Origin of the sequence: Staphylococcus gallinarum, from assembly GCF_029774255.1 — a bacterium.
Taxonomy (GTDB): Bacteria; Bacillota; Bacilli; order Staphylococcales; family Staphylococcaceae; genus Staphylococcus; species Staphylococcus gallinarum.
Map to the genome: position 1 here is coordinate 310,468 of NZ_CP069082.1, position 14,810 is coordinate 325,277.

12 protein-coding genes are annotated in these 14,810 nt (G+C 35.0%); 6 read left to right on the top strand and 6 right to left on the bottom strand.

The genetic code is table 11. The features are described 5' to 3' along the window. Positions 1-100 precede the first annotated feature (100 nt). The 3 genes from gabT (at position 101) to JN168_RS01275 (ending at position 4,403) form a co-directional block, all read left to right on the top strand. A complete protein-coding gene (gabT, locus tag JN168_RS01265) occupies positions 101-1,414 on the top strand; it encodes a 4-aminobutyrate--2-oxoglutarate transaminase (protein WP_232139630.1) in 1,314 nt (437 codons plus the stop codon). Between the two features lie 76 nt (positions 1,415-1,490). Further along, the gene (locus JN168_RS01270) at positions 1,491-2,867 is read left to right on the top strand and encodes an NAD-dependent succinate-semialdehyde dehydrogenase (protein ID WP_279526100.1); all 1,377 of its coding nucleotides are present in this window, start codon (positions 1,491-1,493) and stop codon (positions 2,865-2,867) included. A 147-nt stretch (positions 2,868-3,014) separates the two neighbouring features. Further along, positions 3,015-4,403, top strand: coding sequence for an APC family permease (locus tag JN168_RS01275; RefSeq protein ID WP_107526849.1), 1,389 nt, complete (start codon positions 3,015-3,017; stop codon positions 4,401-4,403). A 282-nt stretch (positions 4,404-4,685) separates the two neighbouring features. On the opposite strand, the gene JN168_RS01280 is transcribed toward JN168_RS01275, so the two are convergent. Further along, entirely contained in the window at positions 4,686-5,576 is an 891-nt protein-coding gene (locus tag JN168_RS01280) for a fructose bisphosphate aldolase (RefSeq protein WP_042740466.1), read from the bottom strand. A 128-nt stretch (positions 5,577-5,704) separates the two neighbouring features. Continuing rightward, on the bottom strand, positions 5,705-6,424 hold the full coding sequence (locus tag JN168_RS01285; RefSeq protein WP_232139632.1) for a class I SAM-dependent methyltransferase: 720 nt from the start codon (positions 6,422-6,424) through the stop codon (positions 5,705-5,707). 533 nt (positions 6,425-6,957) lie between these two features. Between JN168_RS01285 and JN168_RS01290 the strand changes: the two genes are divergently transcribed. Then, entirely contained in the window at positions 6,958-8,580 is a 1,623-nt protein-coding gene (locus JN168_RS01290) for a BCCT family transporter (protein ID WP_042740464.1), read from the top strand. 416 nt (positions 8,581-8,996) lie between these two features. Here the strand turns inward: JN168_RS01290 and cudC are convergent, their stop codons facing one another. Then, complete coding sequence (gene cudC / locus JN168_RS01295; protein WP_042740463.1) at positions 8,997-9,554, bottom strand: choline uptake/conversion transcriptional regulator CudC; 558 nt, start codon at positions 9,552-9,554, stop codon at positions 8,997-8,999. Positions 9,555-9,741: 187 nt separating this feature from the next. Between cudC and betB the strand changes: the two genes are divergently transcribed. Together betB and betA are read left to right on the top strand one after the other, a co-directional pair. After that, positions 9,742-11,232, top strand: a complete 1,491-nt coding sequence (gene betB, locus JN168_RS01300; RefSeq protein WP_042740462.1) for a betaine-aldehyde dehydrogenase — start codon at positions 9,742-9,744, stop codon at positions 11,230-11,232. Between the two features lie 62 nt (positions 11,233-11,294). Then, a complete protein-coding gene (gene betA / locus JN168_RS01305) occupies positions 11,295-12,980 on the top strand; it encodes a choline dehydrogenase (RefSeq protein ID WP_042740461.1) in 1,686 nt (561 codons plus the stop codon). A gap of 204 nt (positions 12,981-13,184) precedes the next feature. Here the strand turns inward: betA and JN168_RS01310 are convergent, their stop codons facing one another. The 3 genes from JN168_RS01310 to JN168_RS01320 form a co-directional block, all read right to left on the bottom strand. After that, the gene (locus JN168_RS01310) at positions 13,185-13,532 is read right to left on the bottom strand and encodes a MerR family transcriptional regulator (RefSeq protein ID WP_279526101.1); all 348 of its coding nucleotides are present in this window, start codon (positions 13,530-13,532) and stop codon (positions 13,185-13,187) included. Between the two features lie 80 nt (positions 13,533-13,612). Further along, positions 13,613-13,942, bottom strand: coding sequence for an ROK family protein (locus JN168_RS01315; protein ID WP_042740459.1), 330 nt, complete (start codon positions 13,940-13,942; stop codon positions 13,613-13,615). 15 nt (positions 13,943-13,957) lie between these two features. Continuing rightward, positions 13,958-14,716, bottom strand: a complete 759-nt coding sequence (locus JN168_RS01320; protein ID WP_279526102.1) for an SDR family oxidoreductase — start codon at positions 14,714-14,716, stop codon at positions 13,958-13,960. Positions 14,717-14,810: the final 94 nt, after the last annotated feature.

Below are 14,810 nucleotides of genomic sequence, written 5' to 3' on the forward strand. Positions count from 1 at the left end.
TCCATTATTTTATAAAAAACTGGTACTTTACACAATACCAACTATATTTTAAATTTTTAGATAACGATAATACTTTATCGAAAGGTTAAGGGGGCTAATTATGACTGAACAATTCGAATATTATAAGACAATACGTGAACAATATGTAGCTAGAGGGGTAGGAAACGGTAATTTACATGTAGCAGATACAGCAAGTGGCGCAACGATTAAAGATATAGATGGCAATACTTTTATTGATTTTGCAGGTGCAATTGGCACATTAAATGTTGGTCACACACACCCTGAGATTACGAAACACTTAAAGGAACAATTAGATAAATTTATACATCCTGGTTTTAATGTCATTATGTATGAAAGTTACTTAAAATTAGCACAAAAATTAGCAGAAATTACACCAGGTAACTTTGCTAAAAAGAGCATTCTTTTAAATTCTGGCGCAGAAGCAGTGGAAAACGCCGTGAAGATAGCTAGAAAATATACTGGCAGACAAGCAGTAGTTTCATTCGTTAGAGGGTTTCATGGACGAACAAATTTGACAATGTCTATGACGAGTAAGGTTAGACCATACAAGTATGGTTTTGGTCCATTTGCGCCTGAAGTATATCAAGCACCCTATCCAAATGTTTCAGAAAAGCCTAATACACTTTCTAATGCAGAATACGTAGATCAAGTTATTCAAAAGTTACATGATTTCTTTATTGAAACAGTAGATCCTAGTGAAGTTGCTTGTATTGTTATGGAGCCTGTACAAGGTGAGGGTGGATTTATAATTCCGGATCGTAAATTTGTGCAGGCTGTGAAAGCAATTTGTGAGTCTAACGGTATTGTATTTGTGGCAGATGAGATTCAAACAGGTTTTGCAAGAACAGGTAAAACCTTTGCAATAGAGCACTTTGACGTTGAACCAGATTTAATGACAGTTTCCAAATCATTAGCGGCAGGATTTCCACTCAGTGGTGTTGTAGGTAAAGCGGAAATAGTGGATAGCGCAAACCCAGGTGAATTAGGAGGTACGTATGCTGGTAATCCGTTAGCATGTGAAGCCGCATTAAAAGTTATCGAAATTATTGAAAAAGAACAACTTAATGAAAAAGCAGAGACATTAGGTCATAATATCGAACAATTCTTACAAGAATTAACGCACACTTATGACAGTATTGGTCCAATTAGACGACTAGGTGCAATGGTAGCAATGGAGATTATTAATCCAGAAACAGGAGAACCTGACAAAGTACTTACAAGCAAAATAGTAAAAACGGCAAATGAGCACGGCTTGCTATTATTGTCTGCAGGTATAAAAGGGAATGTCATTCGTTTCTTGGCCCCATTAGTAATTACTGATGATGAGTTAAACACTGGGTTAAAGATCTTACAAGATGCATTTGCAAAAGTAGCCTCTACACAACCATCGTAAAGCAGTAAAATATTTTTCAAAAAGGGTATGGCATAGTAGTGCTATGAAATTATTTTATCAAGAGGAGAGATTCAAAATGACACAATTAGATGTATTGAACCCTGCTACAAATGAAGTCATCGAAAGTATAGACTATACAAGCCATGAAGACATTGATGCAAAGATTGAACGTGCATACAATGCGTTTCAAACATGGCGGTTTGTCGATGTACATGAGCGCTCAGCAAAATTATTTAAATGGGCTGAATTAATAGATGAACATCAAGATGAATTAGCGAAATTAGTAACACTTGAAGGTGGTAAACCATTAGCTGAAGCTAAAGGTGAAATTGTATATGCTAATTCATATGTGAAATGGTATGCAGAAGAAGCCAAACGTGTATATGGTCGTACAATACCAGCAAATACTTCATCAAAAAAGATTGTCGTTGATAAATTCCCAGTTGGCGTTGTAGGTGCAATTACACCATGGAATTTTCCTGCAGCTATGATTACTCGAAAAATGGCACCAGCATTAGCGGCTGGATGTACGATTGTTTGTAAACCCGCAGTTAAAACACCATTAACAACAATTAAGTTAGTGGAACTAGCACATGAGGCAGGTATACCAGAAGATGCCATTTCTTATATTATCGCTTCAGGTAGAGATGCAGGAGACATCTTCACTAAACATCCAAGAATTAATAAAGTAACATTTACAGGTTCTACTGGTGTTGGTAAAAAGTTAATCGAACAATCTGCTGACACAGTTAAAAATGCGACGATGGAACTAGGTGGATTAGCACCGTTTATCGTGCACAAAGACGCTGATATAGATGCTGCAGTGGATGGGACGATTGCTTCTAAATTTAGAAATGCTGGTCAAACGTGTATTTGTGCTAATAGAATTTTTGTGCATAAAGCGATTGCGGATGAATATGTTCAAAAACTTACTGATAAAGTGCATGCATTAACTATTGGTAATGGATTGGAAGAAGTAGATATTGGACCATTGATCGATAATGAAGCAGTAGAAAAAGTCTTAACACATATTACAGATTGTGAAGCGAAGGGTGCAACGTTATCAAGAAGTATTGACGAAATTAAATCACTTGGCGGTAATTTCTTAAAGCCAGTCGTCATTTCCAATGCAACATTAGAGATGAAACCGATGTTCGAAGAAACCTTTGGTCCGATAGCGCCAGTAATGACATATGAAGATTTAGATGAAGTTATTGGCATCGCAAATGATACTGAATTTGGGTTAGCATCGTATTTCTTCACTAATGATTATCGAACAGGCTTGAAATTATTTAGTGAACTTGACTATGGTGTGATTGGATGGAATGACGGTGGTCCTTCTGCTGCACATGCGCCATTTGGTGGTCTAAAAGAAAGTGGATATGGTCGAGAAGGTGGAACAGAGGGCATTGAGCCTTACTTAGAAACTAAATATTTATCAGTTGGATTATAGATTACATTTTAAAATTTTGTAGTAACAACTACTTTATTAGCATTAATGTAGTTTGAATGTGAATAGGTTGGAGTGACATGCAAAATTTAGGTCATTTCAACCTATTCTCACATATTAAATTTTAAATTCATTAAAAGGGGTATGCTGATGAAATCACAATTTAATAAAACAATGAATGTAGTAGATGTCTTATTTTTAGCGATAGGCGCCATGTTAGGATGGGGATGGGTTGTCTTATCTGGAGAATGGGTGTCGACTGCAGGCTTTGTTGGTAGTATTATCGCATTTGTCATTGGTGGTATATTGGTCATAGTGATTGGTTTAACATATGCAGAACTTGCTTCTGCAATCCCGGAAACAGGAGGTGGCTTTGTATTTGTAAAGAAGGCATTTTCACCGGGTATTGCATTTATTTCAGGTTGGTCTGTACTATTTGGTTATGTTTCAGTGATTACATTTGAAGCGGTGGCACTGCCTACCGTTATTGATTATGTCATCCCATTTAAACATCAAGGTTTGATGTGGAACATTGCAGGATGGGATGTTTATTTTACATGGGTGTTAATTGGATCTGTAGGTAGCATTATATTAACATCATTAAATTACTTTGGTGTAAAACCAGCTGCAATTATGCAAACCGTCTTTACTATTTTTATTGTTGCAGTAGGTCTATTGCTCGTATTTGGTGCAGGATTTAACGGTAACTTTAGTCATTTAACACCATTTGAAAATGGACTTGGTGGTACGATGTCAGTACTTATGATGATCCCATTTTTATTTGTTGGGTTTGATGTTATTCCACAGATTGCCGAGGAGGTTAAGGCACCTTCTAAGAAAATTGGAGGTATTTTAATATTATCCATTATCGCCTCTGTGATTTTTTATTTATTAATTGTCTTTGGTGTAGCTGCTGGACTATCGCCAAAAGCACTTACGACAAGTAATTTGGCAACTGCTGATGCAATGGTTAATCTTTTTGGACACAGTGGCTTTGGGGTGTTACTTGTATTAGGTGGTGTCGCAGGTATTATTACTAGTTGGAATGCTTTTATTATAGGTGGTAGTCGTATCTTATATGCAATGGCAAATAATGGTATGATTCCCAAATGGTTTGCTTATATTCATCCTAAATATAAAACACCAACACACGGTATTATCTTTTTAGGAGTACTTGCCTTTGTAGCACCACTTCTTGGACGTCCAGCATTAGTTTGGATTGTCAATGCAGGCGGTATCGGAGTAGTATTAGGATACTTATTAGTAGCGATTTCATTTATTAAACTACGTAAATCACAGCCAGATTTAAAGCGTCCATATCATATTAGAAATGGCATGTTTGTCGGTATAGTGGCCATTGTTTTAAGTGTGGGATTCTTATTAATTTATATGCCTGGAATGCCTTCTTCACTTGCTTGGCCATCAGAATGGTTGATTGTTATAGCTTGGTATTTAATTGCACTCGTATTATACATGACACAAGGTAGTCGTAAACACAGTGATGAGCATGTAGCATTTACGAAAAATCAAGAGCAATAGTAGCTTTGATATGAATTGAATCATAGAAAAAAGTCGATTGAGCAATGAGTTCAATCGACTTTTTCGTGTTATTTTAATTATTTATGCTGACTTAATCTATGAATATATCATGCTCATGAAAAAACGTCAATTTCTGTTTTATTATAGAAAATGACGTTTTTATTTGAATCTGAACTATTTATGTCTCAAACAGAACGCATATTTAAAATTGTCTATTGATTTACAGTGCTTTTCATTTCCTGGGAAATGAGTATCGACAATCAATAGTTTGCAGTTCAACGATTACCCTTTATTAACTGATGCATCATAGATAGAATCGATTGTGTCACCTAAAACTTTATCGAACTCTTCATCTGATTGATTTACATTTAGATCATTGATTAATGCACGAGAGAAGCTTGCGATTAAACCATTATTTTGTTTAAGTAATGCATTAGCATCCTCTCTACTATATCCACCAGATAGAGCAACAACACGTACTACGTTTGGATGATTGATTAATGATTCATATTGATTTGCATTTGTAGGAATTGATAATTTCAACATCACTAATTGATCTTCTGTTAAGTTGTCTAACTCTTTAGCGATTGCTTCTGCTAAATAAGCTTCGATTTCTGCCTTGTCTTCAGAGTGAATATTAACCTCTGGTTCAATAATTGGTACAAGGCCTGCAGCAATTATTTGTTTAGCAATATCAAATTGTTGTTTAACAACTGAATCTATACCATCTTTGTTGAATTTAAGGATATTTGAACGCATTTTTGTACCGAAAATCTTATGATCATTAGCTCGGCTTAATAATGCATCTAAATCAGGAATAGGTTTCATAACTTGTACACCATCTTGTTCGTCAGCCAAACCTTTATCAACTTTCAAGAATGGTACAATTCCTTTGTCAGCTAAGTAATCTCCAGTATGCTTACCTTCGACTTCACGATCCATCGTTTGTTCGAAAAGAATAGCCCCTACAATTTTATCTGAAGTGAAGGCAGGTGATGAAACGATACGTGTACGCATATCGTGAACAAGTTTAAACATTTCGTCTTCACTATTATATTGATCTTCAGTAACGCCATAATCACTAAGCGCTTTAGGTGTGCTGCCGCCGCTTTGGTCTAATGCAGCGATGAAGCCTTTACCATTTTTTACTTTATCCAATTGTTCTTTGTTCATTCTTACCACTCCTTTTACTTATTTCAACTATAGTATGATAAAAATTGTGTTAGAACGCAAGCCGTTAACACTTTGATACGATAACTGTCATAAAATATCCACGAACTGTAATAACTTTAACTTTAAAGTCAGGATTTTGTGACGGCAATTAAAAATATAGGGGTAGGATTATAAAATTGATCTTGCTCTTGATAAATACGTTGGTAAACAGTTTCATCGACATGAATAGATGATAAACCAAGTTGTGTTAAAACCGTTTGGTCATAATGAGGGCGACGGTATGAATTGATTGCGATTCCGTTCTTTAATGTTTCACTTTCATGAAGCATTTGTTCACCTAGTTTATGATGTGCATGATCATTAGGAATGTCATTATAAGATTCAAAGGATGTATTACCGTAATCTGCATCAATGTTAATTAATGTACCGTCTACTTTTAACACACGTAACCATTCTGAATATGCCTTGGCAGTATTAGGCAATAACCAGGTCACATTTCGCGCAATAACAAGATCGAACGTGCAATCTTCAAACAATAATTGTTCTGCATCCATAACTTCAAATGTGACTTGCTGATTGAATTTTTGCTTATTCTCTTGAGCAGCTTTAATCATATCTGGGGAAAGGTCGATACCACATACAGTTCCGCCTGCTTGAGCACAAAGAATTGCTAAAAATCCTGCTCCAGTTCCAATATCTAAAATACGCATGCCAGGTTTTATTTTTTTAATTCTACTTATTTCATTGAGCCATTTTTGGGCATGGTGACTTTCTAATTCGGCTACTTTATCAGTGCTAAATGATGCGGCGCGTTTATCCCAATAATTAATAATATTTTTTTTGGTCATTGTAAGCTCCTTTAATTTTAATAATTATCTGTCTTTCTTCTATTATATAGTATTGGTATAAAAAAGTTTGTTTATAGAATTACTTTTAAATAGGGTGAATCATACTGTTATTTTGACTGTCAGTTATAGAATAATTAAGTCATAAAATTCATGCGCTATTCTATGAGTTATTATTTGTTGATTGGGGCTAATTTATTAAAATATTCTGTTTTTTTTATGCCGCAAAATAAAAAAATATAAACAAATATTTATACGTAATAAGTGCATAAAAATACACAATGTTAAGTTTGTAAGATTTGTTCATTTTGTTAAGTTTAAATTTAACACTGTGATTGTGGCGATTTTCTAAAGATGATAAATAATTACATTTATATAATTATTCATCTTTTTGAATTGTGTTTTTTGAATGTAATTTGCATTATTATTTAAAGTTCGTTAGGCTCATGAATGTGAATAATTAAATGGTTTAGCAAAAATGGACGCGAATTTCGTTAAACTTTTACATACTATTCAATTATGAGGAGTGCTCAAAAGTGAAAAAAAATAGAGTTATGGATTGGACCACTTTTATAGGGACAGTTGTTGTATTGTTATTTGCAGTTATTCCTATGATTGTGTTTCCTAAAGCAAGCCAAGAAGTTATCACTAACTTAAACAAAGCAGTTTCGAATTCTCTTGGCTCGGTATATTTATTACTTGGATTAGTAATTTTTGGTTTTGTGCTATATATAGCATTTGGTAAATATGGAAATGTCACATTAGGTAAGGCTACAGATAAGCCTGAATTTAATAACTTTAGTTGGGCTTCAATGTTATTCTGTGCTGGTATCGGCTCAGATATATTATATTGGGGTATCATTGAGTGGGCGTATTATTATCAAGTGCCACCACATGATGGAAAAGGTATGACAGATAGTGCATTAGAGTACGCAACTACATATGGGATGTTCCACTGGGGACCTATTGCCTGGTCAATTTATGTATTACCGGCGTTACCAATTGGTTACTTAGTATTTATTAAGAAAAAACCGATTTTCAAAATAAGTCAGGCTTGTCGTCCGATACTAAAGGGGCAAACTGATAAATTCTTAGGTAAATTAGTTGATATTGTATTTATCTTTGGTTTATTAGGTGGTGCAGCAACATCACTAGCATTAGGTGTGCCATTAATTTCAGCAGGAATTGAACGATTGACTGGTCTAGATGGTCATAATATGGTTATGCGCACCATTATATTATTATTGATTACGCTTGTATTTGGTATCAGTTCATATAGTGGATTGAAGAAAGGAATTCAAGTGCTCAGTGATGTGAACGTCTGGATTTCACTATTATTATTAGCGTTTGTCTTTATTGTAGGTCCGACGGTATTTATTATGGAAACTACAGTGACATCATTTGGTGATATGTTGAAAAACTTCTTCCAAATGGCGACTTGGCTTGAACCGTTTGGCGGTATTGATGGACGTAAAGATACAAATTTCCCACAACAATGGACAATATTCTATTGGTCGTGGTGGATAGTTTATGCGCCATTTATTGGTTTATTCATTGCCCGTATCTCAAAAGGTCGAACATTGAAAGAAATTATTTTAGGAACAATAGGTTATGGTACGTTAGGTTGTATGATGTTCTTTGGTATTTTCGGAAACTATGCAGTTTATCTGCAAATTTCAGGTCAATTTAATGTAATTAATTTCTTGAATAGCCATAGTGCAGAATCAACGATTATTGAAGTTATGCATCAATTACCATTCCCGAACTTAACAATTATTTTATTCTTAATCGCAGCATTCTTATTCTTGGTAACAACATTTGACTCAGCATCATATATCTTAGCAGCTGCTACGCAGAAGCATGTTATCGGTGAACCTTTACGTGCTAACAGATTATTCTGGGCATTTGCATTGAGTTTATTACCATATTCATTAATGCTTGTTGGTGGAGAACATGCGTTAGATGTCTTGAAGACGGCATCTATATTAGCTAGTGTGCCGCTGATTGCTATATTTGTAATCATGATGATTTCATTTATGCGAACATTAGAGGGAGATAGGCTGAAACTCGAAAGACGTGCGGATAAATATCGTGAAGTAGAACGTCGATCACTGAGAATTATTCAAGTTAAAGAAAAAGAAGAAGACGATAATTTATAATCCGTTTTTTAAATCATAAAACATAACAGTCACTTATTTATAAGTGTTAATAGATGCATAAGCAGGTTGGAATATTTTAAATGTTCCAACCTGCTTTTTTAGATTTAAGCGTTAGCATATAAAATAATGGATCATGTTTAAAGAGACATGTTTGTGATGAAGGTACCATATGTTTTAGCACCTTTATGCATGTGCTGAGATAAATTCGTTTGTCCCTTTATATGCATTTTGTAATAGTGAGTGGCAGGTCGTGGTAATCAAAGTGGTATATATAAGTACTAAGAAGATATATTAAAGCATAAAAATAGCCCCTCAGTTCCATTGATATGAAATAGGGGCAGCGAATGCATCCTGTTAACTAAGTATCATGCAGTTAAATAAAGTAAATATGAATAGTAATACATAAAGTGTCAAAGTTAATATTTATACTTTTGTTCAGGAATAGGGTAGTGTTTATAAATTTCGCCTGTTTCAATTGCATGGCTAATATTTTCTAGCCATTCAAAGTATGGCAAAGTATCAATTAATTGCTGTTTGATATCGTTACCTTCAGCTTTTACGGCTTCGTCTATACCTTCTCTGTCATTGAGTGTGTCAATAATTGCTATTGCTTTATGAACAGCTTCTGTATTGATTACAATTTCACGACGCCATTTCCTTGGGAAAAAATTACCAAAGAAATTGAAGAAATCCTTTTCAGCTACAAAGTGTTGTTTGCGGCTACCACGAGTGAATTTTTGCTTGACGATATCAAACTCTTGTAGTCTTTTAACGCCTGCACTCATGCTTGGCTTACTCATCTGTAATTCTTCACGCATTTCATCTAGCGTCATGCTGTCTTCGAATAACATTGTGCCATAAAGGTTTCCTACACTACGATTAATGCCATATAAGTCCATCGTCTCACCAATTGCATTAATGAAAATATCTTTTGCTGTTTCTAATTGATGTTCAGGATCATTTATTTTTACCACGACATATACCTCCTACCCATTATTAAAATTTATCTATATGGGTAAAGTTTTTATGAGAACGCGTCATATGCGTTGAATTAATCATTTATACTTAAACGCGTTTGACACCCTTTCAATTACTATGCTAACATAAAATCTATAAAATTCGTTAAATAAAAATTTAACAAACTTAACGGAGGTAATTTTAATGGAACTTGTAAGTAATTTATCTCGTCGTCAATTTATCGATGGTGAGTGGGTTGAAAGCTCAAATAAAGAAACAAGAGAAATTATTAATCCATATAATCAAGAAGTGATTTTTGAAGTTGCAGAAGGTACAGCAGAAGATAGCGAACGTGCAATTTTAGCGGCAAGACGTTCATTCGAAAAAGGTGAATGGGCAAATGAAACAAGTGAGAATCGTGGCAAGAAAGTAAGAGCGATTGCTGATTTAATCGTAAAACATCGTGAAGAGTTAGCGAAACTTGAAACGCTAGACACTGGTAAAACGTTAGAAGAATCTTATGCTGATATGGACGATATTGCTAATGTATTTAATTTCTTTGCTGGTTTAGCAGACAAAGATGGTGGAGAAATTGTTGATTCACCAATTCCAAATACAGAAAGTAAAATTATCAAAGAACCAATCGGTGTTGTTACTCAAATCACACCTTGGAACTATCCATTACTCCAAGCTTCTTGGAAGATAGCACCTGCATTAGCAACAGGTTGTTCATTAGTCATGAAACCAAGTGAAATTACTCCGTTAACAACGATTCGTGTATTTGAATTGATGGAAGAAGTAGGATTCCCTAAAGGGGTAATTAATTTAGTATTAGGTAAGGGTTCAGAAGTCGGTGAGCCATTATCATCACATAAAGAGGTAGACTTAGTATCGTTTACTGGTGGTATTCAAACAGGTAAACATATTATGAAAAATGCTGCAGACAATGTGACAAATATTGCATTAGAATTAGGCGGTAAAAATCCAAATATTATCTTTGATGACGCAGATTTCGATTTAGCTGTTGATCAAGCTTTAAATGGTGGATTCTTCCATGCAGGTCAAGTTTGTTCAGCTGGTGCGAGAATTATTGTCCATAATGACATCAAAGACAAATTTGAGGCTGCATTAATCGATAGAGTTAAACGTATCAAATTAGGTAATGGATTTGATGCTGAAACTGAAATGGGTCCTGTGATTTCAGCTGAACACCGTGAAAAAATTGAAGGCTATATGGAAGTAGCGAAATCTGAAAATGCAACAATTGCTGTTGGTGGTAAACGCCCAGAACGTGAAGACTTAAAAGATGGATTCTTCTTTGAGCCAACTGTAATCACTGATTGTGATACATCAATGCGTATCGTGCAAGAAGAAGTATTTGGCCCAGTTGTAACAGTAGAAGGCTTTTCAACTGAAGAAGAAGCTATTGAAATAGCTAACGACTCTATTTATGGCTTAGCAGGCGGCGTATTTACAAATGATATTTCTAAAGCAGAACGTGTGGTAAACAAATTGAAGATGGGTACAGTTTGGATTAATGATTTCCACCCATACTTTGCACAAGCACCATGGGGTGGCTATAAACAATCAGGTATTGGTAGAGAACTTGGTAAAGCTGGCTTAGCTGAATATCAAGAAGAAAAACATATTCTACGTAACACAAACCCAGAACCTGTGAATTGGTTTGGCAAATAATACTTTTAAGAAAATATAAATAAACACAAAGTTAGACATAAATTTTAGGAGGCAATATAAAAATGAGAAAATCTTATGATTATATTATCATTGGTGGCGGAAGTGCTGGTTCAGTATTAGGAGGCAGATTAAGTGAAGATGCTTCAAAAAACGTACTTGTATTAGAAGCAGGACGTAGTGATTATCCTTGGGACCTATTAATTCAAATGCCAGCAGCATTAATGTACCCAGCAGGTAACAAGCTATATGACTGGATTTATGAAACAAATGAAGAACCACATATGGATGGACGTAAAGTAGGCCATGCACGTGGTAAAGTATTAGGTGGTTCAAGTTCTATCAATGGTATGATTTATCAACGTGGTAACCCAATGGACTATGAAAAATGGGCTAAACCAGAAGGTATGGAGAAATGGGATTTTGCACATTGTTTACCATACTTTAAACGATTAGAAACAACTTTCGGCTCAACTAAAGATGATCCATATCGTGGACATTATGGTCCGATTAAATTACGTCGTGGTCCAGCTACAAACCCATTATTCCAAGCATTCTTTAATGCAGGAGTAGAAGCAGGATATAATAAAACACCTGACGTGAATGGTTTCCGTCAAGAAGGTTTCGGACCTTTCGATAGCCAAGTACACAACGGACGTCGTGTATCAGCATCAAGAGCTTATTTACACCCAGCAATGAAACGTAAAAATCTAGACGTACAAACACGTGCATTCGTTACTAAATTGAATTTCGAAGGTAATAATAAAGTGACAGGTGTTACATTTAAGAAAAATGGTAAAGAACATACTGTAGAAGCAAAAGAAATTATTTTATCAGGTGGGGCAATCAACTCTCCACAATTATTACAATTATCTGGTATTGGTGATTCAGAACACCTACGTTCAGTTGGTATCGAGCCACGTTTACACTTACCTGGTGTCGGTGAAAACTTTGAAGACCATTTAGAAGTATATGTGCAACATGCATGTAAAGAACCTGTATCAATGCAACCAAGTTTAAATAAATTAAAAATGCCATTTATTGGTTTACAATGGATCTTCGGACGTAAAGGTGCTGCAGCATCTAACCATTTCGAAGGCGGCGGATTCGTACGTTCAAATGACGAAGTAGATTATCCAAACTTAATGTTCCATTTCTTACCAATTGCTGTAAGATATGATGGTACAAAAGCGCCAACAGCACACGGATACCAAGTTCACGTTGGTCCAATGTACTCAAATTCTCGTGGTCATTTGAAGATTAAATCTAAAGATCCGTTCGAAAAACCAGACTTTGTATTTAACTATCTATCAACAGAAGAAGATAAACGTGAATGGGTAGAAGCAATCAAAGTTGCAAGAAACATCTTGTCTCAAAAAGCATTAGATCCATTTAACGGTGGAGAAATTTCACCAGGACCTGAAGTTCAAACAGACGAAGAAATTATCGAATGGGTTAAGCGTGATGGTGAAACAGCATTACATCCATCATGTAGCTGTAAAATGGGACCTAAATCTGATGAACTGTCAGTTGTTGACCCAGATACATTTAAAGTACATGGTATGGAAAACCTACGTGTAGTAGATGCATCTGTAATGCCACGTACGACTAATGGTAATATTCACTCTCCAGTACTAATGATGGCTGAAAGAGCAGCTGATATCATCAGAGGTAAGAAACCATTAGAACCAGAATATATTGATTTCTATCGTCATGGTGTACATGACAAAGATGCTGGAACTATTAAATAATTCCACTCACCAATAGTGATTATATAGCATATATAAATAAAGCAGTGAAGATAACGTTATAACTAACGTGACTTCACTGCTTTTTTGGTATGGAATTTGGGTACAACAAACGACGGATGGTTTAATAGATAAGCATTTAGTTACTGCTATTCAAGGTCGACTTCGCGTTATATATTATTTTATATTAAATTCTCCCAAACGATGTTATTCCTTTTCAATAAGCGTAAATTTATGTTCTAAAGTGTTTAATGCTTCTTCGATTAAGGTACTTTGTTGCATGAGATTTTGTTGGTGTAGCTTCAATATTTCAATCCTATCGTTTTTAGTTGCTGGACCTTGATGATAGAGTTCTGCAATTTGTTTGATTTGTACAATAGGCATATGTGTTTCTCTCATACACTTCACAAATTCTATCCAATAGAGGTCTTCTTCCTTAAAATCTCTATTACCATTTTGATCGCGTTCAATAAATGGAAATAATCCGGATTTGTCATAGTATCTAATTGTGTGTGCACTCATGCCAATTTTTTCTGCTGCCTGCTTTACATTCATTATAAACGCTCCTATATTGCAATTGCGGTGTTTTTTAGTTAATCATTGTTATGGTTAATTTAATAGATTTAATCTAGTTGTTATTTATACTGAATAAGAGATTGAACTAGATTATCATGATCTTGTTCAATGTACGCACTGAAGCCGAATTTACTTTCTAAATCAGTTTTTAGTTGTGCTAATTCTGAATAATTGATGGCACTGATATCTGTGATGCTAAGTCCGATTGCTTTAATATCATCATGATATAAGTGGTTTTCGTGAGACAGTTCAATGATATACTCTGCAAGCTGGTTGACATACTCTGTTGGTTCTATTCGTACGGTTTGTTGATCAATGATTTCACCTTGCCCGTCAATGATGCTTAATTGCGTATTTGGATTTAAGAAATCTGCTATAAAATATTGCATCTTTAAAACCTCCATTTATCTTGTCGTATAACCCCCATTTGCAAATAGCGTTTGACCGTTAATCCACCAACCTTCTAAAGTGAGAAATTTGACGATTGGCGCAATATCTTCAATTTGTGTGAGTTGATTGTGTAATGCTTGCGATTTATGGAAAGCAACAGCATCGTCAGATTCTTGCGGATAAAAGAAAGGTGTATCCATTGGTCCTGGTGCCACATTATTTACAGAAATACCACGTGCCATAAACTCTTTAGAAGCAGCTCTTGTATAATGTTCTAGTGGTGCTTTTTCACCTGCATACGTTGAGTAGAAACCTGTATATGCTGCTAACAATGATGTTGCAATTGAAATGATTTTCCCGTCATCATTCATATACTGTTCTGCATATTTAATAAAAAAATATGCCTGTTTGGCATTGATAGATTGCATTATGTCGAAATCTTCTTCACTGGTATCTGCAATTGGTTGTTTTAATACTTTACCCACTGTATTGATAGCGATATCAATTTTTCCGAAAGTTTTTTCGGTAAATGCAAATAAAGCTTGGATATTTTCGATTTGAGTTAAGTCACCAGAAAAGATTGCGCCGTTACCTCCTAAGTCTTTGACGGTTTCTAAAGTATGATTAGCTTGCTTTAAACTGTTATCATTATGATGATGAATGATAATATTTGCACCCTCTCTTGCATAGGTTTCACTTAATAAGCGACCTAGATTTTTTGCTCCCCCGGTAATGACTACGACTTTGTTGTTTAATGAATTAAATTTACCCATCATATTACCTCCTAATTTTTATAACGTTACGTTACACCTTAGAGTACGCTCTCAAGCAAGTTATATGTAGAAGGGGGTTAAGATATATCAATTA